Genomic DNA, 26,051 nt, shown 5'->3' with positions numbered 1-26,051 from the left:
CCTCTTTGGCAATTGTGCTATTTCTATAGTTATTATTTTGAAAGTATCGATGTTTAATCTATCGGTTCACTAAATATTCTTTTAGGGTAATTGCATGACAGCCGAAAAATTCACATGGCTACGCACCAAGTTACAACTTAAAGGTTCGGTGATGAAAGCAATTTACAAACATATTTTATGGTGCGGAGCTTTCGGATTTTTGATTTCTATACTTGACCATTTTGAGATGCCTGTATCCCAACCTATTTTAGGAAGTGTTATTCCTAGTATTGTTCTAGGTTTGTTACTTGTATTTCGCACAAATACTGCTTATGAGCGATTTTGGGAAGGGAGAAAATGCTGGGGATCTCTAGTAAATAACATCCGAAATCTGGCCCGGCAGATTTGGGTATCAATTGATGAAATATCACCAGAAGATAAAGGCAATAAAATTACAGCATTAAATTTATTGGTAGCTTTTGCTGTGACAACCAAATTACATTTGCGGGGAGAAGCAGTTAATAGCGAGTTAGAAGATTTAATGCCATCTACTAAGTATATAAAACTGAAGATTATGAATAATCCCCCCATAGAGGTTGCCTTTTGGATAGGAGATTATTTACAGGAGCAGTATCATCGCAATTGCCTTAATAACTATCAGTTAACATCTATGCAAGAATTATTGAATAATCTGGTTGATAATTTAGGTGCTTGTGAACGGATTTTAAAAACACCTATGCCATTAGCTTATGCCATTCATCTTAAGCAATTATCGTTACTATATTGTTTCCTAATACCCTTTCAAATAGTGGATAGTTTGGGTTGGTGGACAGGTTTAATTGCTGCTTTGGTTGGTTTTACAGTATTTGGCATTGAAGCCATCGGCTTGGAGATAGAAAACCCTTTTGGTTATGACCCTAACGACTTACCTCTAGATACGATTTGCGACACAATGAAACGCAATATTGACGATTTAATTACTCTGACTCCAAATGCGCGATCGCATTTAGGTAATTTGACCTATGATAAAAGTTGAGATTGGGAAAAATTTCCAAGGCTTGGTTATAGCTTTGGGCGGTACAGCGAAGCCGAACCCCTCTACACCCTAGCCTTGGCAATGTGCGATCGCATTTTAGGGGTTAATCATCCCACTACAGCGACAATTCGAGAAAATCTACTAATCCTGCAACGTCAGTCTACTCCCCGTACTATCTGGAAACGTCGGTTAGATCAGTTTGTTCAAATCTTGTTAGCGATGTCTACGATAGGCTATGACGCTCGTTCGCCCCAGCGTGCCGTAGGCAAGGCTCGCTAACGCAACTCTTAGAGACGCTGTTCGCGTTCGCTATCGGTGTCGCAATTTTACCGCTTTATCTACTGTAGCGATCGCTTAAACAAATTTTAACTTTTATCTTTCGATGACTTTACTATCTTTGATCGCTTTTCTTGCTGAGAGCGATCATCCTACTGTGACTCTTAAATATCCCTGATTTAATCCTGGCATATCTCAACGAACTCAACCGCGCTCGTCTAGAAACTAAACTAGATAATCGCACTGCCTAAAGGAATGCCAAGGTTATAGCTTGGCTAATATTTTTTTTGTTTATTTTACGCAACACAGAGCAGGAATCATTGACGAGCTAAGTATATACGCAATATAATTATTGTAGTAGAACCTAACGATAGAGTTAATTAAAATAATTTAGCCAGAGAATAAAGACAAGCAATATCAAAGATAATTTGGATAGAACAAATGAACACCAAAATTATTGCTTTGTTGGGAATTACCGCAGCCTTTGCAAGCTTAGGAAGCCAGGTGTACGCCCAGTCACCAACATCAAGCTCAAATCTAGAACAATACAGATTAACTGGTGATTCTCTAATTGGAATTGATAATAGAACAGCCCAAGATGACTTTGGAAGGTTTTTTGAGCAAACTAATCCAGCAAGCATCTCCAACAATAATAGAAGAGGTAATAAAACTCCAGTCAAAATCCAGTTTAACGAATCATTATCATTACCAGATACTTCTGTTTTCTTAACACCTGCTCAGTCTGGGAGTGACAATGATGGATTGGAAGTACAGTTAGATATCGACAGAAAATAATCAAGCATCAAGGTTGACGCTGTAATTTTTAGTGGAGATACCCTACGAGTGTAGACGCCTTTTTCAGCTTCTAGTCAGCAGTCCATGTGCAGGGCGCACCTTCAGAATGGAACAAAGCTAGTACATTGTGGCGAAAGACTCGCCACACACCCAACGACTGCCCCAACCATGCCCTAAAAGCCGTGTCGGAATGTCGAGGTGATGTAAGGTGTTATGGTGTTATACAGAATTATTCGGCTTAATCCACCCGCTGCGGGATATTATGCGGAAGCGTTCTGCATAAGAATTGTTAAGCCCTGCTGCATGTCCTTCACCACACCTCTTATGCCAGATAAATCTGCACCGGAAATTGAACTGATACGCGCGGCTTACGCTGCCTTCAACGCGCGAGATATTGACGCTGCCCTCGCCACAACGACTCCTGAGGTGGCTTGGCCGAAAGCGTTTGAAGGCGATTATGTCCATGGACATCAAGCAGTCCGCGCTTACTGGACGAGGCAATGGTCCGGCATCAATCCGCACGTTGAGCCGATTTCCTTTCACCGCGAGGATTCCGGGCGGATCTTAGTCGATGTGCATCAAGTCGTGCGCGACCTAGCTGGAACAGTTCTTTCCGATGAGCACGTTGGTCATCGTTATACCATTGAGCATGGCTTGATTCAAACAATGGAAATCTGTCCACCTCCATTCTCGGGCCACTGAGCCTAACAAAGCGCTACAACGAATGGCGGGGTAGTGTCTGACGCAGAGAGGTTGCTTTTCCTCCCGCCGTCGCTGAACTTTCAGCCGTCAGGTTCTGCTGCATGTCCTTCACTACACCCTGAGTGCCTGACAGAAGTGGGTGAAATCGAGATTAGACAAAGCTTTGCAAGAATTGAGGCAGAGTGACATGAGAAGCTAGAGTTACCACACGAATGCTCGGTTTAAACATTAGGCGATCGCAGGAGCGAAAATTGTGTTTTCAAACCGGATTTTTGGTTTTATTTTAAGCACTATTACTTATTGACAAATTATTCATGACCTTAACCTATCACTGATGGATGGTAGCTGGATTGACGCCAAGCTGTACTAGAGTTAGAGCGAATATTTATGTTTAGATAAAAACAGTTTTGTTAGGAAGCATCGTTAACACAACGGCGGTTTTTGTTGCTCATCCTACCTTTTATACAAGTATAAAGTGTTGCACCTTACGAAATCCGCCTTCCTGAGTCGATAATTCTTCAATCATTTTGCAGTAGAATTAATCGTCTAGATAGAGGAGGGCTTTGAGATGACTCGTGTCATCATTGTGCGCCACGGTCAAAGCGGTTATAACACCGAGCGGCGTATTCAGGGGCGCACTGATGCGTCAACATTAACCGAAAAAGGTCGTAACGATGCAAGTATTGTTGGCAAAGCCCTCAGTAATATTTTATTTAATGCGATTTACAGCAGTCCGCTGCAAAGAGCAAAACACACAGCAGATATTATTTATAGTGAGTTAGCTACTCATCGTGAACAGTCTGCTGTACTCCAAGTTTCTGATTTACTGCTGGAAATCGACTTGCCTTTATGGGAAGGACTGCTGAGTGCCGAAGTCAAGCAAAAGTTTGCCGAAGACTACCGCACTTGGCATCAACGCCCTGACGAACTGCGGATGCTGCTGAATGATGCACAAGGAACAAGAGAACATTTTCCTGTTCTTGCTTTATACGAACAAGCACGGCAGTTTTGGCAAGAAATTTTGTCCCACCATCAAGGCGAAACTATTCTCATAGTGGGGCATAACGGCATTAATCGCGCCCTGATTAGCACAGCGCTATCCATCCCTGCAAGTCGCTACCATTCAATACAGCAATCTAACTGTGGCATCACCGTACTAAATTTTGCTGGAGGATTGGGGGAACCAGTCCAGCTAGAATCCTTAAATCAGACGCAACATACCGGGGAATCTCTACCCTCATTGCGACCAGATCATCAAGGAATACGGTTATTATTGGTGCGTCACGGCGAAACCGACTGGAATCGCCAAACCAGGTTTCAAGGACAAATTGATGTCCCCCTCAACGACAACGGTAGACAACAGTCGCAAAAAGCAGGCGAATTTCTCCAAGAGGTAGCGATTGATAATGCTTGCAGTAGCTCAATGCTGCGCCCTAAAGAAACAGCAGAGATTATTTTAAAACACCATCCTAATCTAAAGTTAGAATTGCAAAATGATTTAAGAGAAATCAGCCACGGACTCTGGGAAGGAAAATTAGAAGCAGAGATAGAGCAAGAGTTTCCGGGAGAGTTGCAACGCTGGCGGTTAGTGCCGGCCCAAGTGCAAATGCCTGAAGGGGAAAATTTGCAACAGGTGTGGGAACGCAGCGTTGCAGCTTGGGAATCAATTGTGCAAGCAGCATTAACTAATCAACTCAAAACTGTATTAGTAGTAGCTCATGATGCTACTAATAAAACCTTGCTTTGTCACATTCTAGGTTTATCGCTGGAAAATTTCTGGAATTTTCGCCAGGGTAATGGCGCAGTCAGTGTTATCGACTACCCTTGTGGAATAGATGGTTTACCAGTACTGCAAGCGATGAACATTACTACTCACTTGGGTGGAGGAGTACTAGATAAAACCGCAGCTGGGGCATTGTAATAAAGTTAGGAGTTAGGAGTTAGAAGTGAAGAATAAAGTTATTACAAAATGGTGCCTTAGGCTGAAACCGTAATGCACTCTACTTAAGATTTACTCATAATTTATAACTCCTAACTCCTAACTAAAAACTTTTATGACTGAACTGCTGCAACAAGTACGGGTAATCGACCCAGTTTCTGAAATCGACGAACTCTTTGATGTGTTGATTGCTGATGGTTATATCCAAGCAGTGGCTTCGCACATTTCTGAAATCAATTCTGATACTCAAATTAGAGATTGTCAGGGATTAGTTCTCGGGCCTGGGTTAGTGGATTTATACAGCCACTCTGGTGAACCAGGGTTTGAAGAACGGGAAACCCTGTTGTCTCTTTTACAAGCTGCGGCTGCTGGCGGCTTTACTAGAGTTAGCATTTTACCCGATACATCCCCAGTTATTGACAACCCTGCGCTTGTGGCACAGTTGCAGCAAAAAAGACATGGAAAGATGAGGGAGAAGGAGAAAATTAATTTGGCTGCTTCTGCTTCTGGTCTTCCCTTGCTTCATCTCTGGGGTGCTATCACCCTAAATATTGCTGGGAAGCAAATGACAGAATTGGCAGATTTAGCGTCTGCTGGAGTTGTTGGTTTTACGGATGGTAAGCCCTTAGAAAATTTGGCGCTGGTGCGGGGAGTGTTAGAGTATCTCCAGCCGTTAGGTAAACCAGTAGCATTTTGGCCTAGCGATCGCCAATTAGCAGCAAATGGTGTAATCAGAGAAGGGCCAGATGCTCTGCGTTTCGGTTTACCCCCAATACCCGCCAGCGCTGAAACTACTGCGTTAGCAGCAATGCTTGAATTAGTTGCAGCCATCGGTACACCAGTCCATATCATGCGTGTCTCCACATCTCGCAGCGTGGAATTAATCGCCTCAGCCAAGGCTGCTGGTTTACCCATCACCGCCAGCACCACCTGGATGCACCTTTTACTTGATACAAAAGCAGTTAAGAGTTATAACACTAGCTTGCATTTAGACCCGCCTTTAGGTAATCCTAGTGATGTTGTGGCGTTGCGTGCAGGGGTGCGTGCGGGTGTGATAGATGCGATCGCTATTGACCACACACCCTATAGCTACGAAGAAAAAGTCCAAGCTTTTGCCGAAGCACTGGCCGGGGCAATTGGTTTAGAGTTAGCATTACCCTTGCTGTGGCAGCATCTCGTTGAAACTGAGGAATTTACAGCTTTAGAATTATGGCGGGCATTAAGTAGCAGTCCAGCGAAGTGTTTGGGACAGAAAGTCAGTGCGATCGTACCTCATCAACCAGCAGAACTTACTTTATTTGATCCCCAGCAAACCTGGAAAGTCGAACGGAAAAGTCTTTATACACTTTCACAAAATACACCTTGGTTAGGACAACAGTTGAAGGGTCATGTTGTGCAGACTTGGTGTTGAAAAATGTAAAATACTCTGATATTCATCTAATCTGAATTTAATTATCTATCAGCGTTTTTGATAGTGTACTTCGTGGTTAAATTCATCTTGGTTAGACTGAATATTTTCAAATAATGTCGAGCGGACAAATCCCAGATTATGCAATAAAGCAATAGAACGGTGATTTTGAACATTAACGTCAGCGCAAAAATTAAGATTTTGGTACGTCTCAACTAAATAATTAATCATCCACTTTACTGCTTCGTGTGCATAACCTTTTCCCCATGAATTAGGGAAAAACACATATCCAAGGATTGCACTATTATCTACAGTAATTGTTGCTTGAACATATCCAACGTAGCATTTCTCTACAAAAGACCAGACAGCCCAATTCAACCAAATCTCTGTTCTATCTGGTGATTGACGACGTGCTAACACGATGTAGCGATCGCGAAGCGATTCAACACTTTGTGGCGGTACATCTTCGATAAATTCGTATATACTCACACTCTGTAATCCATCAAAAAGCAGTTCGGCATGATCCGGTTTTAGTGGTTCTAAACAGAGTCGTTGAGAGGATATTTTCATCTTGTGATCTAACGCTAGACTAACATTGTTAAACTTCTCTACCGCCTGTATGTGAGGAAGTCAACGTTAATAGATAGCCGTCTGGCGCAGTCAAAGTAAATGAACTGTGGATTCTGCCTGGTTCGATTTCAGAAACAGTCAGTCCCCACTTCCTAAAAGTATCTCTGGTGGCGGAAACATCATCTACCATCAGATCAAAAGGCGCATTGATTCCAGGAGCGATCGCCTCTGAACTTGTTCTCAAAACTAAGTGCGTTCCTCCCCGTAATTCTAAAACAGCTAATTGTTCTGATTGGGTGATTAGCCGCAGCCCTATCTTGATGAAAAAATCGCTAGCCTCCGGTACATTACTCACATATAATCTCACATGACCAATCGCCACTGGGGGACGGGTATCCTTTTCTTTTGCAATAGTTTCTGGTAGGGACATAGCTTTAATCCAAAAATATTTAGTTACCGTTCAACTCTGTTGACTTCAGGAGGTTTACCTTCTCCCAAATTAGCGTGGTCAAATTCAGCAGTTCTGGGCAAATCTATCTCAACATTTGATAAAGGATCAACTTCTACTTTAGCATTTTGAAATTGTCCATCTAAAATATGTCCTCCAGTTTTCCGATTTGCAGTTATGAAATGAAAGTGATGGTTAAAATAGTTATCCATAAATAACGCTTGAGTTTTATAAGATAAAACAGATAAAATTTTTTAATTCTAAATTCTCTCCTACTGTACATCAGAATCCATAGACGCCTAAAGGGCGATTTTTCATAATGGAAGGCAGGAGGTTGAGAGCGACTAGCTTACAACACAGCAATAGATACAAGCATTCATCAAACAAATCTTTTCCCAAGGTGCTTGATTCTTTTGGCTATCTGTGATAGGTTTCTTTTTACATCTATAAAATACTATAAACCTATTGAGTTACCGTAGTTTATGAAATTTCGTTAACCTAGTTACAGGATTGCAGTTAAGAAGAAATAGTTAATCTATCGAGCTTATCTATTGCAGGCAGTACATTGCGAACCAACGAACTAGAAATTAATCTCTAAGCCAGGGCAACCTTATGAGCAAAATACGTGCTGTGATTGTTGATCCCAATGTGCCGGGGCGTTTGGCACTGAGTGAAGTGACTGCACCAAAACCTGCTCCAGATGAAGCTTTAGTGCGGGTAGCAGCAATTTCCCTGAATCGGGGAGAGGTGAAACGTTCAACTTCTGCTGAGGCTGGTTGGCAACCTGGTTGGGACTTGGCAGGTGTAGTGGAAACCCCTGCTGCCGATGGTTCAGGGCCTCCTCAAGGGGCGCGTGTAGTTGGCTTTCGCCGTGCCGGTGCTTGGGCAGAACTCGTGTCTGTTCCCACCAACGCCTTAGCAGAAGTACCGCCATCAGTATCCTTTGCTCAAGCTGCCACACTGCCTGTAGCGGGTTTAACCGCTTATCATGCTGTGCTTAAAGGCGGTTCGCTGTTAGGTCGCCCAGTTCTGGTTACAGGTGCATCAGGAGGTGTTGGTTACTTTGCTATCCAATTGGCGCGGCTGTCAGGGGCGCACGTCGTGGCACACATTCGGCAAGCTGGCTATGAGACTCTGGTCAAGGAAGCAGGGGCACAATCGGTGGTGATTAGCGAAGACCTCTCACCCGCAAGCGAGTATGGCCCCTATCATCTAATTATAGAGTCAGTGGGTGGTAAGACTTTGGGGGTAGCCCTTAGCTTACTAGCACAGGATGGAAAAACTGTGTTGTATGGAGTGTCTGGGGGAGATGAAGTGACATTCAACGCTGCCCAATTCTTTGGGACTGGTAGTGTAAGCCTGTATGGTTTACGTCTTTTCGATGAACTGAGATTTGAATCAGCCGCAGTCGGTCTAAAACGGCTTTTGAGTCTAGTAGAAGCAGGTCAGTTGCGTCCTCACATTGATTTAGAAGCTTCTTGGACACAAATAGCTGATGTAGCGCAACAACTACTCGACAGGCGTTTTCCTGGCAAGGCTGTATTGCACATTTCCAATTGAGTATTACGAATTATGCTGACTTCTGGTTCAAACTAGATCAGCTTGTAGCCGCTAGTAATCTCAAGATAGATCGCCCACAAGGGACATCACATCCAGATTATCCATCCTTTGTTTATCCACTGGACTATGGATACTTGGAAAATACTCGCTCTGGAGATGGAGCCGATATTGATGTCTGGATAGGTAGTTTGTCTGGTAAAAAAGTCACCGCCGTCATCTGTAGTGTTGACTTGGAAAAACGGGATACAGAAATCAAAATACTTCCGGGTTGTACATCAGGGGAAAGCCAAGTCATCTTGGATATCCACAATCAGGCTCTCAATCGGCAATATTATTGGTTCGCAAGTAAATTACATTTTTGAGCGTAACTGTGTATGAGTTTAGAGCTAAAACTATCAGGTAAAACAGCGATCGTCACCGGAGGAAGTGCGGGAATTGGTTTAGCCATCGCCAAAGCACTCTATAGTGAGGGTGTGAATGTAGCGATCGCAGCCCGAAATCAAGAAAGACTAGAAAATGCAGTAGCTGACATCCAGTCTCTACCCACACTAGGGGCGAAAGTGATTGCTATCAGCGCCGACCTGGCTAAAGCAGAGGATGTTGAGAAAGTTGTTTCAACAACATTGGCCCAGTTTGGTCAGATTGATATCTTGATTAATAATGCTGGGTCAGCCCGTGCTGGGTCTTTCCTTGAATCAACTGATGATTTATTTTTGGATGCTTGGAACTTAAAATTATTGGGCTATATCCGCCTAGTTAGAGCCGTCGTCCCCCATCAAAAAAGTCGGGATGATGGGCGAATTGTCAATATAGTTGGTGGTGCAGGACGGACACCTCGTCCTAACTTCCTAGCTGGTGGCACAAGCAATGCAGCTCTGCTCAACTTCACAAAGGGCATTTCTAAAGAGTTAGCCGAGTACAACATTCGCATTAATGCCATATCGCCCGGTGCTACAGCTACAGAGCGTGCCGAAACTTTAGCCCAGCAAAACGCCCAAGCGCAAGGAATCACTGTCGAGCAAGTGAAGGCACAAAATATCCAAAGTATTCCTTTAAAAAGAATCGCCCAGCCAGAAGAAATTGCTGCGCTGGCGTTATTTTTGGTGTCTGATCTTGCTGCATCGATTACAGGAACAGAGATTATCGTTGATGGCGGATCTACCCCTGGTGTTTAGCAGCTTAAAGAAGTCAGAAGTCAGCAGATATTGCTAATTTTAAATTTTGGATTGAAGGAAAAATCTAAAATCTAAAATCCAAAATTGAATGACTGCCGACTACCTAAATAAAAACATTAGTCTTTGCAAGGTGACTTGTAAAATCTCTTTTTTCTCTCTGCGCCCTCTGCGTCTCTGCGGTTAAAAATCTTTTATTTAACCACAGAGGCACAGAGAAGCCAGGGCGTTGGGCGGGTTTCCCGACTTAAAGCAACTGGCGCGACACAGAGTTAAGAGGTTAAAGAGGAGTTTCTTGATCCAAATTTTCACCCACCTTAAAAAGGCTAGTCCCAAACATAAACTTCTTGGAGATAAAAAACATGGGTTCTCAATACTTTGATATCAAACCAGTTGCAGGACGTATCGGTGCTGAAATCATCGGTGTTAATCTGAGTTCTAACCTTAGCGATGACATCATCAGCGATATTCGCAAGACTCTAATCAAACACAAAGTGATCTTTTTCCGTGGTCAGCAACAATTCGATGCTGCTGGACAAGTCGCCTTCGCTCGTCGTTTCGGTGAAGTCACTACAGCCCACCCCACTGTACCAGCGCTTCCAGAAAATCCAGAAATCTTAGACCTGAATTATGGTCGTACCACTTCCCGCGCCAATAGCTGGCATACCGATGTGACATTCGTAGACCGTCCTCCTCTCGGCTCTATCTTACGAGCGCTTGACATTCCCCCGACTGGTGGCGACACAATCTGGGCAAACTCTGTAACTGCTTATCAAGATTTACCTACCCATCTGCGTAATCTCGCAGACCAACTTTGGGCAGTACACAGCAACAAATTCGACTATGCAACTGCATTCGACCTACCTGAAGATGCCAAGGCTTACCGGGCTGTCTTCACCTCGACCGTATACGAGACTCTGCATCCAGTTGTACGCATCCATCCCGAATCTGGGGAGCGGGGGCTATTCATCGGCGGATTTGTGCGTCAGTTCCGCGGCTTATCAACAACTGAATCAGATGATATTCTCCGATTATTGCAAGCGTATGTAACACGTCCTGAGAACACAGTCCGGTGGCGTTGGCAAGTTGGTGATGTCGCCTTTTGGGACAACCGAGCTACTCAACATTATGCGATCGCAGATTACGGCGACCAGCCGCGCCACGTTCAACGAGTCACAATTGTCGGGGATCTCCCAGTTGGCATCGATGGTAAACAAAGTGAGGCTATCAAAGGAGATGCTTCTGGGTACAACCGACGTGAGGCAGTGACTGCATAATACTTGGGCATGGGGAATAGGGGATGAGTCTTTGATACTCGCCGACGAGTATTTGATACTTGTGAACGAGTCTTTGATACTCGCCGACGAGTCTTTAATACTCGTGAATGAGTCTTTGATACTCGCCGACGAGTCTTTGATACTTGTGAATGAGTCTTTGATACTCGCCGACGAGTCTTTGATACTCGTGAATGAGTCTTTAATACTCGCTGACGAGTCTTTAATACTCGCTGACGAGTCTTTGATACTCGTGAATGAGTCTTTAATACTCGCCGACGAGTCTTTAATACTCGCTGACGAGTCTTTGAACTCCGTTAATGAGTCTTTGAAATCCACTCCCCTGCTTCTTTGCTCCCCCCTCATCTCCCTATTCCCTTTTGCTGGCTTAACTTTCCACTGACTAATGACTCGTGACTCCTGAATTCTGAACTCAGTATCTAATAACGATCGCGCTTTTTTATCGCCCCTCTATGCAAGTAACAATACCAGAGTCTTAATAAGCAAGATTTTCATGAACAATTGGCAGTGTTTTTGAAGCGACGGCTTTGATTTCCTCAAACTTCATCTGATTTGTTAGGTTTTAACAATACAATCAGGTCGTCTCTAAGGAAACTTTTTATAGTGTTGGGCATCCTAACGGTTCTACTATCCTCCTTTGTTTTAACGTTTCACAACGTTACTGTCCGAGTTTTATTTTCAGAACATCTCGTACTCGGTTTATTTTTACTCGGTGGATATGTTAAACCAGATTTGCAGAATTCATTCTTGCTGATGTTCATGCGAATGCTGCTTGTAGTTCCACTCATGGCATCTCTATCATTCAAGCTATATCCATCTGCTCTTAAAGAATTAAAAGACTTATTCAATCGCAATGCCGCCTCCAGCGTACTACATGAACGCAGGGATATTCTAATCCAAGCTCTTGGCTGTGGGGTACTGATGTTTGTGTATATTGCCTCACTCTACATTGCTATTGGCTTAATTCCCACAGGCATTGCCTTGACTCTCTTCTTCACCTATCCCGTATTTACAGCGCTGCTGTCTTGGAGGTTTTTTGGCGATCGCCCCACATTGTTCCGTTGGCTAGTGATAGGGATTATTCTAGTAGGAAGCGCTCTCACCATTCCCCAATCTTCTGCCACCTACAGTAGTCATACCATTGCAATCGGCATTTTCGCTAGTGTTAGTGCTGGGATCGTTTACGCTTTTTATTGCATCATTGCTCAAAAATGTTTGGAAAAATTCCATCCAGTTCCCTTTACCTGGATCAGTTTTGCCTGTACTCTACTGCTCTCTGGTGTTAGCTTACTATTCTGGCCAGCTAAGAGCGCCCAACTTGACTGGACACCTCTATGGATTGGCAGCATATTTTCGGGTCTGGTCAGTTTTATCGGACACACTCTAAACAATGTGGGCATTCGGATGGTTGGCGCATCTACCGCCTCCATAATTGGCTCTAGCAGTCCAGCATTGACGGCACTAGTTGCATGGGTAACGATTAGCGAAACTTTAAACGTGATTCAGAGCGTAGGGATTGGTATTGTCACATTGGGGATCGCGTTACTTAGTGCCGAAGGTTTTGTAAAATCGCTCAAATATAAAAGTTAAATTGTGATCAAGCTGGGGACTGGAGAGCGGGGATTGGAGCTTTTAGAATATTTTATGTAATACCAATTCTCCAAAATCAAGCTACAGATGCTCTCCTGTAAATCCAGAATAAATATGACTTTGTTAATTACGAATTTGTATAAGATATGCCTTCCTCCGCTGTCCTTTTTGATTTAGACGGGACATTAACAGATCCTCAGCTTGGTATCACTCGATGCATTCAGTATGCTCTATCTGAACTCGGTTACAAACTACCGGAAGCTGATGAATTGCATTGGTGTATTGGCCCACCACTGAAAGACAGCTTTTCGCAGTTATTGAAGACCTTAGATGGCACAGTAATTGAACAGGCCATTTTACTGTATCGTCGTCGCTTTGCCACCATTGGATTATTTGAAAACTCCCTTTATCCACAGATCCCAGAAATTATAAAAGCCATTCGTTTTGCTGGTTATAAAACTTTTGTCGCAACTTCCAAGCCATACATTTATGCTATGCGGATTATTGAATATTTTGGCTTACCGTTGCTGTTTGATGGTGTTTATGGTAGTGAACTTGATGGAAGTCGAAGCGTTAAAGGCGACTTAATTCACCATATTTTATTAACAGAAAAACTTTTACCCTCCACTGTGGTGATGGTAGGCGATCGCTCACATGACATCATTGGAGCCAAGCACCATCACATTGCTTCAATTGGCGTTACCTATGGCTATGGAACTGAGGAGGAATTGAAAGCTCATGGTGCTGACTTAATTGCTCATTCTCCAAGTGATATTCCTAGACTTATAATTCGTAAATAATGCCACCATCTTTAACACTTTTCCATAGTTTACTTCTCATTAGTACCGCTTTTATTGCAGGCGGGTTAAACGCTGTCGCAGGTGGTGGAAGCTTTATCACCTTTCCAACTCTCATCTTTACAGGTGTATCCCCGATCGCAGCTAACGCCACCAACAATACAGCAATTTGGGTGGCTGCTCTAGCAAGTGCTGGAGCATATCGTCAAGATTTAGACATCGAGCGGCGAGATTTTTTACTTTTATGTGGTGTCAGTTTAGTTGGTGGTGTAATTGGCTCCGTAGCTTTGTTATATACTTCTCCAGATGTGTTTAAAAAGCTTATTCCCTATCTGTTACTGCTGGCAACCCTGATGTTTACCTTTGGTGAACCTTTCAAAAAGTGGTTACAGCGTCAAAGCCAGAAGTCATCGCCTGAATCTGTACCCTTATTTAATTTGGTACTGGCTCAATTAGCGATCGCAATTTATGGCGGTTTTTTCGGCGCAGGTTTAGGAATTTTAATGCTGGCAACTCTGACATTTTTAGGTATCAAAAGTATTCATACCGTGAATGCCTTTAAGACATTTTTAGGAAGTTGTATTAATGGTATTGCGATTATTCCATTTATTTTTGCAGGTGTGATTGCTTGGCATCAAGCTATTTTGATGGCAGTAGGTGGCTCTCTTGGTGGTTATTTAAGTGCCCATTATGCTCGTAAACTTGAACCACACTTAATTCGGAAATTTGTCATGATTGTTGCCTTCAGTATGACTGCCTACTTTTTTATTCACGGTTAAGGATTGGGAACTACTGAGGGGTAACGTATGGAAGCATCAACAAAATCGCAGGTCATGCTTCGTGCTTTTAGTTCCAGAAATTTTCGCCTGTACTACATAGGTCAGGCAATTTCTCTAATTGGTACGTCAATGACCCAGGTGGCTACTAGCTGGCTGGTGTATCGCCTCACCGATTCTGCCTGGTTGCTAGGTCTGGTGGGTTTTGCCAGCCAAATTCCCACTCTTGTTTTGATTCCTCTGGGTGGAATTGTTGCCGATCGCACGAAGCGTCATCGCATTCTGCTTGTCGCCCAGATTTTGGGGATGCTTCAGTCTTTTGCTCTAACTTGGCTGGCCTTGAATAGTACTATTAACGTCTGGCAGATTGCACTTCTTGGTGTGTTGCAAGGGATAATCAACGCCTTCGATATTCCTACCCGACAGGCATTTCTACCAGAAACGGTCAATAAAGAAAATCTTGGTAATGCGTTGGCCCAGCCCGCCGTAGGCATCGCCTTGTACTCCTCCCTGGTCAGCGTTTCGGTGATGCTTGGCCCTGCGATCGCGGGCATATTGATTGCGGCTATTGGTTCGGGCGCTTGTTTTCTGATTGATACTATCAGTTATATCGCGGTAATTTTTGCCCTCTTGGCGATGCGGCTTGCCCCCAAAAAAGCTGTTATTTCCACGCGAAAACCTTTAGAAGAATTGAGAGCCAGCTTCATTTACGCTTTTGGTTTTTTGCCACTCCGGTCAGTCTTAATTGGGTCGGCTTTAGTCTGCTGTGTATGGGCATTTTATCTGGCTTTAGGCCCCATTTTTGCCAGAGATGTTCTAGACGGCAGCCCCAATACTTTTGGCTTTTTGATGACAGCTTCAGGTATGGGAACTTTAGCTGGCGGTATCTACTTAAGTAGGCATAAGAGCGTGCTTGAGTTAGGAAAAGTTCTAGCATTTGGGACAGCCCTTATGGGGGTGAGCCTGATTATCTTCGCCCTATCCCACATATTATGGCTTTCACTACTCTCACTGTTTGTAGCTGGTTTCGGGTTCATTTTGCAGATAATTTCCGGTCGCACAATACTCCAGTTGTTGGTGACTGATGAGAATCGAGGGCAGATTACAGGACTTTACGTCATGGCATCTACAGGCGCAGTACCCATAGGCAATCTGGTTGCCGGTGGACTGGGAACCAGCATCGGTACTACCAATACTGTGATCCTCGGTGCCAGTATTTGCATTGTGGGATCACTCCTCTTTATGCAGCAAATCTCTGTCTTCCGTGACATGGTTCGTCTAAATCTAGGTGTAGACAGGTCTTAAAAGAACCTGAAGTGATCAAGAGTGCAGAGTTAAAAGACTACATAATCAGCCATACAGCCAAAATTGGTAACAACAATGACTATAGTAAATGACCCTGCCGTTGTAGCTGAAGTAACTAATTTGCACCTCAAGTATGAAGAAGCTCTTTGTAATAACAATTTGGAGGTAATGGATAGCTTGTTTTGGGATGCGTCAGAAGTGGTGCGGTTTGGGATCACAGAAAACCTCTATGGCGGCGATGAAATTCGTAACTTTCGCGCCTCTCGACCAAGCCCGAAAATAGAGCGAGAAATCTCGAATCTCAAGGTTGTAACCTTTGGCAAAGATGCAGCAACAGTAACTTTAGAGTTTCGCCGCAATATTAATGGTGTAGAACGTTTCGGGCGACAAAGCCAGACTTGGTATAGGTTTACCGAAGGATGGAAAGTAGTTTCAGCCCATGTTTCATTATTGCCAGTGTGAATTTAAAAACTATGACTAGCATTACCGAAATTGCCCCAGATATCTATCGTATCTCAACCTATGACCCAAAAATAGATATGTAATTCATCCACTTTCTAGTGAAGGACGAAGAACCATTATTGTTTCATACTGGTCTAAAGGGAATGTTTTCACTGGTACGTGATGCAGTGGCAAAGATCATTGACCCATCACAAATTCGCTGGATTAGCTTTAGCCATTTTGAAGCTGACGAATGTGGATCGCTAAATGAATGGCTTGCCATTGCGCCAAATTTTCTTGGCTTCTTATTTCTTTCTTTGTGTCCTACCCTGCGGGAAGCCACTTCGTGTCTATGCGCCCTTTGCGGTAGCCTGCGGCAAGCCGCAACTCTTAGAGAGGCTGCGCCAACGCGTCTACGTTCCTTATATAGTTTGGCGCATCTTCATACAAAATTAGTATCAGTATCTAACAAATAAATCAACGCCTCCACTAAAGCCTGATTTTGCTCATCAGTACCAACAGTAATGCGTAATTTATCATCTAGTCCAGGTTGCTTGAAGTAGCGGATTAAAATTCCCCGTTCCTTCAGTTTTTGATAGAGATATTCTGCGTTTCTTTCTCTTGGCTGTGTCAACAAAAAGTTAGCTTGGGAATCCCAAAGATGAAAACCTAATTGTTTTAAATCTGTTGCTAACTTAGTCCGCGATGCTTTAATCTTTGCCACACAAGCATTTTTATAAGCTTGATCAGTAATAGCAGCAGAGCCAATTGCACAAGCGATCGCATCAATGTTATAGCTATCCTTCACCTTAAACAACCCCTGCAACAGTTTGGGATTCGCCACCCCAAAGCCCAGCCGCAATCCCGCCAACGAGTACCCTTTAGAAAGTGTGCGAATTACGATGACGTTTTCGTATTCCTTTACCAAACCCAATGCATTCTCTTCGGTAAAATCTACATATGCTTCATCAATCACTAAAACTCCAGATAACTGGCTGGCTAATTTTCTTAGATCATTTGTTGCTACCACATGCCCCGATGGACTATTAGGCGACGCAATGAATGTCACAGAACCATCGACAGCAACCAGTTCTTTCAAAGGTAAACTGTAGTCCTCGCTGTAGGGAATCTCAATAATTTCCGCAGCTTGCATTTCTGTTAATGTGCGATATAGCACGTAAGTTGGCATTGGATAAACTACTTTCTTCCCAGGTTCTGCACAGGCTCGAATTATCACGCTCAACAATTCATCACTGCCATTTCCGACAATGATCCAATCACTAGGAACTCCTAAAACTTTACTTGCAGCTTGCCGGAATTCCCCGCCGAAAGGTTCTGGATACCGGCGCAACCACTCGCCATCGATATTCTGCAATACAGCTAGTGCCGCAGGAGAAGGAGGATAGGGGTTCTCGTTGCTGTTGAGTTTAATTATCAGTGTACCGCGTTGGGGCTGCTCACCGGGAATGTAGCTAGCCATTGCATTAACATTGGAGCGAAAGTAATTAGTCATAGGGCACTTGTACTGAACGGCGTCGTAAAGCCTGTGGCATAGCTACGCTTAGGGCGCAGCCTCTCGTAGAGAAGTATTGGGTGCGTATCTTAAGCAAATTTCAACCCACAATTTCTGACGATATCGTTTTTTGTCGTTTACATCAAAAAATACGGCTTACAAATTACGAATTAGGAATTATCAACAGATGCCAGATAAATGGAATCCAGAACTATACGAACGATTTGAGTCCGAAAGAAGTCGTCCGTTCTACGACTTGGTAAACATGGTACATCGGCAAGAAAACTTACGAGTTCTCGATTTAGGATGTGGAACCGGAAAATTAACGAAGTATCTGCACGACACCCTAGCAGCACAAGAGACTTTAGGGATAGATGCTTCTGATAAAATGCTGCAAAAGGCTCGTCAGTTTGAAGGCAAGGGATTACGGTTTGAGCAAGGAAAAATTGAGGAAAACCCAGGAGATGGGAAGTTTGATGTGATATTTTCTAATGCAGCATTGCAGTGGTTGACGGAACATGAGGCGTTATTTGAGAAATTGCGGGGCAAGTTACAACCTGGTGGACAGCTTGCTATACAAATACCAACGATGGATAATGAGCCAGTGCATAAGATAGCAGTTGAAACTGCAAAGGAATTTAGTCAAGAATTGGGAGGATATGTGCGACGTTTAGAGGTACTTTCTCCAGAAACATACGCCAAACTGCTTTATAAATTAGGGTTTGTGAAGCAGGAAGTAAAGCTTCAGATTTATGGACATGTGCTGCCTTCACGAGAAGCCGTAGTAGAGTGGTATCGTGGGACACTGCTAACAGTATATGAATCGCAACTAGATGCCCAAACCTATGAACGATTTGTAGAAGGTTATCAGCAGAAACTGTTCGAGTTGCTAGAAGATGAGCATCCGTTCTTTTTCCCCTATAAACGCATCTTAATGTGGGGGCGTATTTGAAGGCTTATTTCCCCCTCAAAAATGTTTTAGTCACGTTAGAGAATAGGAGCAAGAGAAGAATAACAATGCCCAATGCCCAATGACAAATCATTACCGATATATTATTTTTTACAAACCCTATGGCGTTCTCAGCCAGTTTACAAAAGATGCTCCCACGCATAGCACCCTGAAAGATTATATTGATGTACCTGATGTGTATCCTGTGGGACGCTTAGACTGGGATAGTGAAGGGTTGCTGCTGTTAACGAACGATGGGCAATTGCAACATCGCCTCGCCCATCCGCGTTTTGGTCATAAACGTACTTACTGGGTACAGGTAGAGCGAATTCCAGATGCAGATGCGATAAAAAGGTTGCAAACAGGTGTAGAAATTCAAGATTACCGCACTCAACCAGCAGAAGTTAGGCTTTTACCAGAAGAACCACAGCTACCTGAACGCACCCCGCCAATTAGATTTCGCAAAAATGTACCCACAGCTTGGCTGGAAATGACCTTAACAGAGGGAAAAAACCGCCAAGTACGGCGCATGACTGCGGCTGTAGGGTTTCCGACTTTGCGACTGGTCAGGGTCAGCATAGCCCACCTACAATTAGATGACCTACAATTGGGTCAATGGCGCGACCTCACTACATCTGAACTGCAATTTTTGCATAATTCCAGTAAATCGAAAAGTTTTCCTCCAAAGGCGAATGCTCTCTAATATCAAGTTCGGGTGATTACTTATAATAAAATCTATCAATGTAGGTTGGGTTGTAGCAAGATCCCCGTAGGGGTACGCCAGTGAAACCCAACACTTACTTCTTGTTAATGTTGGGTTTCGTTCCTCAAACGCCACTTGCTTCTCCTAAGGGAGACGCTGCACGTAGCAAGATCCCCGTAGGGGTATAAGTCGGGAAACCGCAGACGCTCGATGACTCGCTACCGCTTCGCTATCGCCCTTGGCGTCTCCCCTTCTCCCAAAGGGAGAGGCTAACGCCAAGGGAGAAGGGCGCAGTGGCTCCCCAACCTACAGATATTATAAGTGTTTAACCGAACCTGATATTAGAGGAATTTGACTTTCTATTGTGAGCCAGCGACTTTCAGTCTGAGGGACATTTTGCAGGTTTGGGATGCGATGTCTGCGACGGTCTACGCCTACGCATTCTGGCTATATAAACCAAAACTTGGAACAATATAAACTAAATTGAGATTTACTTAGTGGGCATAGAGATTTCCCAAATTCCTTGAATCCCACCGTATTCCAGAACATAAATCTTATTGCCGATAATCTCAGTATCAATGGGATTGCTGAAGCCTTGGACAATGCGCTTGGCTTGAAGTTGATAGTTGGTAGTTCCTACTTTAATCAATTTCAAATCCAACAGATCCTGGCTGGGATCTTTAAAAGGGCCTGCTAGTGTTTCGCCAGTGGGGTCGCCTGGTGTCCAACCCAATACGAATCCATTTTTGTTGAATTCCGGACTCATTGCTCCTTGTGTTTCAAAAATTAACCCCAAAGGAGAACGGTGTGCTGTAAAAGTGCTAAAAGTTTGCCCAAGAACACTAGCGTCTTTGACTTTGCCATCTTGAGGATCGCGGAAACTGTCTGCGTCCGGTCCCAAATTACGAATTGGTTCAGTCAGGGTGATATTAGGCCGAGCCGGAAAGCTTGGATCGTTATAATAGTAGCCTTTTGTAACTGCGCCAAATTTAGGATTTAGCAAAAGGTCTTTGAGAGGATTATAATTCGGGAATTGTTGGGGATTGTCTGTCCCGCCTATACGCCAGGGAAAGCCGTAATTATGACCTAAACGTAGCCAATTTAATTCTTCTGACATGTCGCGATCGGGACCATTTTCAGTGCCAAACAAATCACCATTAGACGCAAAAGCCATATCAAAAGTATTGCGTGTTCCTTCTGCAAAAATATAGCCAGCTGTCTTTAAGGTTGCTCGATTGTTTGCAAGAAAGAGATTTTGGCCATTACTAGCAAGGCGGAGTATACAGGCGGTTAATCCTACTTCGCGAGTATTGGGATATAGACCACCAGCAGACTGAACCTCACCATGATCGGTACGAGAACCGCTATTCACATAGATAAACTTACCATCTGGGCTAACAACCACGCCGTTGAAGCGATGGTCATAGGCTGTTTTACTTTTGGGATAGCCTGCACTCGTAGCCAAAACAGACCAGATGCGAACTCCTGTACCTGAGTTTATTACCCCTTTAACAATAATTGCTTTGGTCTGGTCATTCACAAGGTCTGCATTGCCAACTAAATAAATTGTCCCGTCGGGACCAATAGCCATACCTTGAGTTTCATCTAGCTTATGATTACTAGAGTTGTACACAAGTGTACTAGTAGATAAGGCTAAATTAACTTGATAAATCTCACCATTTGCTTTTAAGTAATAGAGGGTATTGTTTCGTGGATCTTTTGCAATCCGAACAGAAGGAGAGATCGTCGATAACGTAGATATAATCTTGCGAATTTTAATATCAGAACGCAAGGCTTGAGGTGCAGCATTTACTACACTAGTGCCATTATTTAACATCACTATTGTAAATAACAGTGTTTTGGCAACTAAAAAGCACGCTTTGAAAACGAACTTATCAGTAAATCTGCGTTTAACTTGGTTGAATGATTTGGTGCTATTCATTATTTTCTTCATCAAATAGTCAGATGATTTTGTGGCTAAATCTTGTTAATCAGGGAAAAAGCTTTAGAAATTACGGGATGAAATGATCAATGGGTACTGACTTGCTAAATAATATCTTGTTGGGTAAGGGGGGACAGATTGCCGTGTTCCCCGGTTGAACTGTTGCTAACTGAGTTGAAAGATTAATGTCTGAGCCTGATGATAAGGAACCCAACCCTTCAGCGCTGCCGAGTGTGTTGTTTGTACCTTCTCCAGCATTTTCCTGCTTATAAAAAAGTGAAGTTGTTACTACTAAGTGTCAGACCCACTACCCCCTGCACAATACCTATGATTTCATCTTGCTCTGCTCCCGGTTTGTCTAAGAATATTCGTGTGTTGCTTCCAACAACTTGCAGGCGGTAGTCCTCTGGAAGTCCATTGAGTTCAATTTGATCTTGGCTAGGGTCGAAGTCACTAATAGTAGCCAAGTCCCCAAAACCAGGAGTCGTAGTATTGTTATCGTCGTAGAAAGCATTTACAGCGTCCCCCAAGATAAATCTGTCTGCCCCAGATCCACCAGTCAAGTTATCAATTTCCCCTAATCCAGGTGGAAGCGGACTACCAGGGAAAACACCGATGAGGATGTCGTTTCCAGATCCTCCATTGAGTACGTCATTGCCTGGCCCACCCTGTAGACTATCATTGCCGTCACCACCATTGAGAATATCATTGCCATTATTACCATCTAGAGTGTCATCGCCTCCTCCACCATTCAAAGTGTTGTTAGAAGTATTACCAAAAAGGAAGTTGTTAAGACTGTTACCTGTCCCGCTGATGTCGCTATTTTCCGTCAGCCTCAGATTCTCTATATTGACGCCTAGTGTGTAGGTGACAGAAGACCGGACAATATCTGTGCCTGAATTAGCAGCCTCCGTAATGGTGTCAGTAGTAGTGTCAACAATGTAAGTGTCGTTGCCTGCTCCCCCATTCAAGGTGTCAGTACCTGTGCCGCCATCAAGTGTGTCATTGCCGTTATTACCGGATAATCGGTTATTTTGATTGTCGCCAACAATGATGTCATTTGCATTTGTGCCGATGACATTATCAAAGTTGACTACAGTAAATGGCAATCTTCCCAAACCAGGAACGTTATTGGCAGCCAAACTTTGGGTTTGCAGGTTAACGGTAATAAATACCCCAGCCAAAGATTGGGATGCATCTATGGTGTTGTTGGCAACATTAGCATTAGCAATAACCTTTTCTACTTTAAAGAGTTGGTCTTGCCCCAATCCACTAGCTTTTTGAATGGTTCCAACACCTGACAAGGTAATAGTTTGACCTAGTTGACTGTAGTCTGCGGTATCAAAGCCGTCTCCACCATTAATGCTGTCGTTACCCTGACTGCCTTTGAAGGTGTCGTTTCCTGTCCCACCAGCGAGGGAATCGTTACCAGCTGCACCATTCAAGGTGTCGTTACTGGAGGTACTTTTGGCATTACCACCAACAGCCCAACCAACTATCGTGTCATTTCCTGAAGTCCCAAAGAGATTGTCAGGACTTGTAGTGCCGAAAATAAATGTCATGTTATTTCTCCTGAATTTCTCACGAATACGTAAGTTCAGCCTCAGTCAAAGAACTATTCATCAGTTCAATGTAGATTACTTGCTATTTGCGTAATCCTATTTACAAAACATTAATTATTGATTTGGTTACGGATTTCCAAATAAAAAGTATCTAACTATTTATTGTGGGCTGGGTCGAAAACCCGGCTTTGGTTACGGGCGAACGAGATACCTACTTTACAGAATTAGATAATTTATTTTCTGAAAATGCCTGAATGGATTACCCAAATGGTAAGTAATTAGGTCAAATATTTTGTTTTTTTCTCCAAATTTTTTTTAACCAAGCTGTAATAGCTGTAATTATTTAATTATCACGAGGGAAAGGTTATGTAAACTTCTTTACCAAATCTTCAAAATCTCAAATAAATGCGATTTATAATACATTGAAATATGCTTGTAACCTTTAATCAAATATTTTTTCAAAACTACTGATTTTTTTGGTAAATGTTGCGATACTTTTCAGCTTAAGATGGTATTGTCGTTAAGTTAGATTTCAATATCAAATTTTTTGGTAAAAAAAACACTTTTATATTAAAGAAATGCTTTTTAAAATAGATAAGTTAAAATTATAGCTTACTCCAGAGAACTTTGGAGCTTAATAATACTTAAGCTTTACATAAATTTTATAAATGTTTATAGCTGTTTTCAGGTAAATAGACCACGCCCTATAGGCACAGCAATGCTGATACGTGTCAACTTCAGATAAAAGCCAGTCTAGAATCAGCTTTTAGAAATTGTCTCGTCAAGAGTCTCTGACTGGGAATGCCTAATAGAAAGGGCTGCCGCCTCTTAACTAGCCGTAGAGACGCAATGAGACGACTTACTTAAATAAAAACTGCTGTAAAAAGTCGTTTTGAATACTCGAATCCTTGCTTTTCTCTCGTACCTATGCTCTGCATAGGTACGAGGAAAACTAATAACTCCTAACTCAGCACTGATTATGACTCAAGAACAACAAACTGCAATTGAAGGGATCTATGAAGTCTGTATCGGCATCCCAGAGCCAATTTCTGCAATTCAGTATTGGGATCAATTTGGCTATCGCATTGGTCAAGTGGGTGAATTAACCGCAGATGTAGCCAATCAATTATATGGGGTGAATTCATCTTTACGCTCAATCCGCCTCTACCATCAAAATTCAGATCATGGTTTGATTCGGCTGATGGTTTGGCAAAACCCCACGCATCAAGGTTTAGGAACAGCGTCGATGAAAATTAAAGGAAATCGCTGGGCAACAACCTTAACAGCGGATGTTTTAAGTATCTTAAATCATATAGAGGATGCAAAAGCCGCAGGTTTGCCTATTAGGCACACTAACCCTTATTGGGAAGTTATCTACAACAAAGAGAGGAAAAGCCGTCCTTTTATTGAGCCAGCAGTTGGTGTGCGAGAAATGCTGCTACTGCAACCCTTAGCTCGACAGGTTTTATTTCAACGGTTTGGTTATACACTGCCGGATTACGGACAAGTTAACCATAATGCTGCTCTCAAGGCTAGTCAGTTTACCCATATGGGAATCATTGTTCAGGATGACAGCAAAGAAACCCTGAAGTTTTATGAAGAAGTTTTGGGTTTGCTACGTGTGCGTGATGGTGTCGAAACTAGCTATGAATCTTCGCCAGCAGGTCGAGATATTTTTGACCTTGACCCGGGTGAAAAGTTTATAGTCACAACCTTTGATGATCCCCGTTCTTCTAAGTCTGACCTGATGGCTGCACGCAGTGGTAGGCTTTACATCATTCGATTCCCAGAAGATATTAATTTAGAATCGCGCTTTGAGGCAGCCCAACCAGGTAGCTTGGGTATGTCTTTATATACCTATCGAGTTAAGGGAATACAGGAGTATTGCGATCGCATCAAAGCAAGTACTGTACAAAAAGTTACAGACATTATTAGTAATGAGTTTGGCGAGACTAGTTTCTCCTTTGTTGCGCCAGATGGCTACTTCTGGACTTTGCTCGAAGGTAAGTAGCCATGATTGGTTAATTTGCCGGACATCATATGATTATCTGGACTTCATATTACTTTTCAGATACATAGATTTTCAGTTGAATGCTTTCTCTCAAGCTACTAAGGTAAGCTAGCAGCGCATAAATAAAAATCACAATTCCGACCATTTCCAAAAACTCTTCAACAAATATGCCAATTAACGTTATTAAGGTGTGTCGTCCAAAATCTACTCTCAAAAGTCCACCCACCATTTCCATACCTAAGCCTCCACCCACATAAACAATTGCGGCAATCAGAAATAAATACCGAATCTTGTAAGGGAGATGGAGCAAAAATTTTAGATATTTAAATGCAAAAACTCCCACTAAAACAATACCAGGGATAACCCAGGTTTCAAAAAATATAGGATTGAGATGAAGCGATTCTCGCACTGACGGAATGATCAAAATCTCGTGAAAACTAAATGCTTCATCCAAGCTCAAATAGAAAAATATCAAAGATAGAGTTTTCCAGTAAACAAAATAGCGGTCTTTTGTCTTCATAGCGGTAATTACTTTAAGTAATCCCGAACAAAATAATAGAGTGAATGAAGAATACCAGGCAGGAATATTAAATTCTCCATCTAGGCTAAATAGTTCGTAAAACCATTTGCTAGCTGGAAAGGGAAACTCCCAGAGCCAGAAATAGCCACTTAGAATGCCTGCTAAGGTGAGGCAGATAACTATGACACTTAAACGTCGAGCAACTGTTTTAGCACTGATATGAATTGGTAACTCCATACTATCGCTTGATACTTGCTGCATACTAATATTGAGCTAATTTTCTCTATGTCGAACAATTAAGAGGAAATTATCTCATGTAGGCAAATCATATAAGCGAACTGTTATAGAACTTTCACTACGGAAAACCCTAGATTTTGAACGGAATTGCTAATACAAGTGTATAAAATTTATCTTAATAATACCCTGTAAGTGAGGCAGCCACTTTAACGTTACCACAAGCCCCATTTGTAGATTTTCTTGGCTTGGCGATCGCGATCGTCTCAGCCATTTTAGCTGTTTACTTAGGCATCAATGCTGCATGGCTAGTCTTTGGTAGCGCTTTAATTGGATGGGATGCTTCACTCTTGGGCTACACTCGATGAAATTGCAAGTATTATCTTAAACAAGTCAAAAAATACATATACCAATCAGAATTGAAACGTGAGAAACTACGGAGATTAAAAGTACGTATTTATAGGCTTTTCAGAGATTTTCGTTCTCACAAATGATTTAGGATTGCTATATATTAAATCTTGCTTTCAA

26 protein-coding genes are annotated in these 26,051 nt (G+C 42.8%); 19 read left to right on the top strand and 7 right to left on the bottom strand.

All coding sequences use genetic code 11. The features are described from left to right. Positions 1-94: 94 nt before the first annotated feature. The 6 genes from V7K46_RS29340 to V7K46_RS29315 all read left to right on the top strand — a co-directional run bounded on the left by V7K46_RS29340 (position 95) and on the right by V7K46_RS29315 (position 6,138). Entirely contained in the window at positions 95-1,015 is a 921-nt protein-coding gene (locus V7K46_RS29340) for a bestrophin family protein (protein WP_335119542.1), read from the top strand. Positions 1,016-1,096: 81 nt separating this feature from the next. Continuing rightward, positions 1,097-1,294 carry a hypothetical protein gene (locus tag V7K46_RS29335; protein ID WP_335119540.1) on the top strand — a complete coding sequence of 66 codons (198 nt, stop codon included), beginning with the start codon at positions 1,097-1,099 and terminating at the stop codon, positions 1,292-1,294. A 438-nt stretch (positions 1,295-1,732) separates the two neighbouring features. Continuing rightward, positions 1,733-2,086, top strand: coding sequence for a hypothetical protein (locus tag V7K46_RS29330; protein WP_298904022.1), 354 nt, complete (start codon positions 1,733-1,735; stop codon positions 2,084-2,086). 324 nt (positions 2,087-2,410) lie between these two features. After that, on the top strand, positions 2,411-2,788 hold the full coding sequence (locus V7K46_RS29325; RefSeq protein WP_335119537.1) for a nuclear transport factor 2 family protein: 378 nt from the start codon (positions 2,411-2,413) through the stop codon (positions 2,786-2,788). A 568-nt stretch (positions 2,789-3,356) separates the two neighbouring features. Continuing rightward, a complete protein-coding gene (locus V7K46_RS29320) occupies positions 3,357-4,709 on the top strand; it encodes a histidine phosphatase family protein (RefSeq protein WP_335119535.1) in 1,353 nt (450 codons plus the stop codon). Between the two features lie 133 nt (positions 4,710-4,842). Beyond that, positions 4,843-6,138 carry a dihydroorotase gene (locus V7K46_RS29315; protein ID WP_335119533.1) on the top strand — a complete coding sequence of 432 codons (1,296 nt, stop codon included), beginning with the start codon at positions 4,843-4,845 and terminating at the stop codon, positions 6,136-6,138. Between the two features lie 48 nt (positions 6,139-6,186). Here V7K46_RS29315 and V7K46_RS29310 read toward each other — a convergent pair whose 3' ends face one another. From V7K46_RS29310 to V7K46_RS29300, 3 genes are read right to left on the bottom strand one after another with little or no spacing between them, the layout of a single operon-like run. Beyond that, a complete protein-coding gene (locus V7K46_RS29310; protein ID WP_335119531.1) occupies positions 6,187-6,705 on the bottom strand; it encodes a GNAT family N-acetyltransferase in 519 nt (172 codons plus the stop codon). Positions 6,706-6,733: 28 nt separating this feature from the next. Beyond that, a complete protein-coding gene (locus tag V7K46_RS29305; RefSeq protein ID WP_335119529.1) occupies positions 6,734-7,135 on the bottom strand; it encodes a VOC family protein in 402 nt (133 codons plus the stop codon). A gap of 23 nt (positions 7,136-7,158) precedes the next feature. Next, positions 7,159-7,365 carry an acetolactate decarboxylase gene (locus V7K46_RS29300; protein ID WP_335119527.1) on the bottom strand — a complete coding sequence of 69 codons (207 nt, stop codon included), beginning with the start codon at positions 7,363-7,365 and terminating at the stop codon, positions 7,159-7,161. A 400-nt stretch (positions 7,366-7,765) separates the two neighbouring features. Between V7K46_RS29300 and V7K46_RS29295 the strand changes: the two genes are divergently transcribed. The 10 genes from V7K46_RS29295 (at position 7,766) to V7K46_RS29250 (ending at position 16,565) form a co-directional block, all read left to right on the top strand. After that, positions 7,766-8,713 carry a zinc-binding dehydrogenase gene (locus tag V7K46_RS29295; RefSeq protein WP_335119526.1) on the top strand — a complete coding sequence of 316 codons (948 nt, stop codon included), beginning with the start codon at positions 7,766-7,768 and terminating at the stop codon, positions 8,711-8,713. Then, entirely contained in the window at positions 8,710-9,075 is a 366-nt protein-coding gene (locus V7K46_RS29290) for a hypothetical protein (protein WP_335119524.1), read from the top strand. The genes V7K46_RS29295 and V7K46_RS29290 overlap by 4 nt, the downstream gene beginning before the upstream one ends. A gap of 12 nt (positions 9,076-9,087) precedes the next feature. After that, a complete protein-coding gene (locus V7K46_RS29285) occupies positions 9,088-9,888 on the top strand; it encodes an SDR family oxidoreductase (protein ID WP_335119522.1) in 801 nt (266 codons plus the stop codon). 359 nt (positions 9,889-10,247) lie between these two features. Then, on the top strand, positions 10,248-11,162 hold the full coding sequence (locus V7K46_RS29280; protein WP_335119520.1) for a TauD/TfdA dioxygenase family protein: 915 nt from the start codon (positions 10,248-10,250) through the stop codon (positions 11,160-11,162). A 621-nt stretch (positions 11,163-11,783) separates the two neighbouring features. Then, the gene (locus V7K46_RS29275; protein WP_335119518.1) at positions 11,784-12,770 is read left to right on the top strand and encodes a DMT family transporter; all 987 of its coding nucleotides are present in this window, start codon (positions 11,784-11,786) and stop codon (positions 12,768-12,770) included. A 146-nt stretch (positions 12,771-12,916) separates the two neighbouring features. Further along, positions 12,917-13,570 (top strand): HAD family hydrolase, encoded by a 654-nt coding sequence (locus V7K46_RS29270; protein ID WP_335119516.1) that lies wholly within the window; start codon positions 12,917-12,919, stop codon positions 13,568-13,570. Beyond that, complete coding sequence (locus V7K46_RS29265) at positions 13,570-14,346, top strand: sulfite exporter TauE/SafE family protein (protein ID WP_335119514.1); 777 nt, start codon at positions 13,570-13,572, stop codon at positions 14,344-14,346. Before V7K46_RS29270 ends, V7K46_RS29265 begins: the two co-directional genes overlap by 1 nt. A 27-nt stretch (positions 14,347-14,373) precedes the next feature. Then, entirely contained in the window at positions 14,374-15,648 is a 1,275-nt protein-coding gene (locus V7K46_RS29260) for an MFS transporter (protein WP_335119512.1), read from the top strand. 75 nt (positions 15,649-15,723) lie between these two features. Beyond that, positions 15,724-16,110 (top strand): oxalurate catabolism protein HpxZ, encoded by a 387-nt coding sequence (gene hpxZ, locus V7K46_RS29255; protein ID WP_335119510.1) that lies wholly within the window; start codon positions 15,724-15,726, stop codon positions 16,108-16,110. 98 nt (positions 16,111-16,208) lie between these two features. Then, complete coding sequence (locus V7K46_RS29250; RefSeq protein ID WP_335119508.1) at positions 16,209-16,565, top strand: hypothetical protein; 357 nt, start codon at positions 16,209-16,211, stop codon at positions 16,563-16,565. Here the strand turns inward: V7K46_RS29250 and hisC are convergent. Beyond that, positions 16,532-17,602, bottom strand: a complete 1,071-nt coding sequence (hisC, locus tag V7K46_RS29245) for a histidinol-phosphate transaminase (RefSeq protein WP_335119505.1) — start codon at positions 17,600-17,602, stop codon at positions 16,532-16,534. The two genes, V7K46_RS29250 and hisC, sit on opposite strands and share 34 nt — an antisense overlap. A gap of 187 nt (positions 17,603-17,789) precedes the next feature. On the opposite strand from hisC, the gene V7K46_RS29240 reads away from it, so the two are divergent. Further along, on the top strand, positions 17,790-18,554 hold the full coding sequence (locus tag V7K46_RS29240; protein WP_335119503.1) for a methyltransferase domain-containing protein: 765 nt from the start codon (positions 17,790-17,792) through the stop codon (positions 18,552-18,554). Between the two features lie 79 nt (positions 18,555-18,633). Beyond that, the gene (locus tag V7K46_RS29235; RefSeq protein ID WP_335119500.1) at positions 18,634-19,254 is read left to right on the top strand and encodes an rRNA large subunit pseudouridine synthase E; all 621 of its coding nucleotides are present in this window, start codon (positions 18,634-18,636) and stop codon (positions 19,252-19,254) included. A 490-nt stretch (positions 19,255-19,744) separates the two neighbouring features. On the opposite strand, the gene V7K46_RS29230 is transcribed toward V7K46_RS29235, so the two are convergent. Then, positions 19,745-21,196 (bottom strand): PQQ-dependent sugar dehydrogenase, encoded by a 1,452-nt coding sequence (locus tag V7K46_RS29230; RefSeq protein WP_335119498.1) that lies wholly within the window; start codon positions 21,194-21,196, stop codon positions 19,745-19,747. Positions 21,197-21,462: 266 nt separating this feature from the next. Then, positions 21,463-22,758, bottom strand: coding sequence for a calcium-binding protein (locus tag V7K46_RS29225; RefSeq protein ID WP_335119496.1), 1,296 nt, complete (start codon positions 22,756-22,758; stop codon positions 21,463-21,465). A gap of 979 nt (positions 22,759-23,737) precedes the next feature. Here V7K46_RS29225 and V7K46_RS29220 point away from each other — a divergent pair. Next, positions 23,738-24,769, top strand: coding sequence for a VOC family protein (locus V7K46_RS29220; protein WP_335119494.1), 1,032 nt, complete (start codon positions 23,738-23,740; stop codon positions 24,767-24,769). A 49-nt stretch (positions 24,770-24,818) separates the two neighbouring features. Here V7K46_RS29220 and V7K46_RS29215 read toward each other — a convergent pair whose 3' ends face one another. Next, on the bottom strand, positions 24,819-25,550 hold the full coding sequence (locus V7K46_RS29215; RefSeq protein WP_335119492.1) for a hypothetical protein: 732 nt from the start codon (positions 25,548-25,550) through the stop codon (positions 24,819-24,821). Positions 25,551-26,051 lie beyond the last annotated feature (501 nt).

The organism is Nostoc sp. (genome assembly GCF_036917395.1).
In the GTDB taxonomy this organism is placed as follows: domain Bacteria; phylum Cyanobacteriota; class Cyanobacteriia; order Cyanobacteriales; family Nostocaceae; genus Nostoc.
Note: the sequence above shows the minus strand (reverse complement) of the source record. Positions and strands in the feature narration are given on the sequence as shown.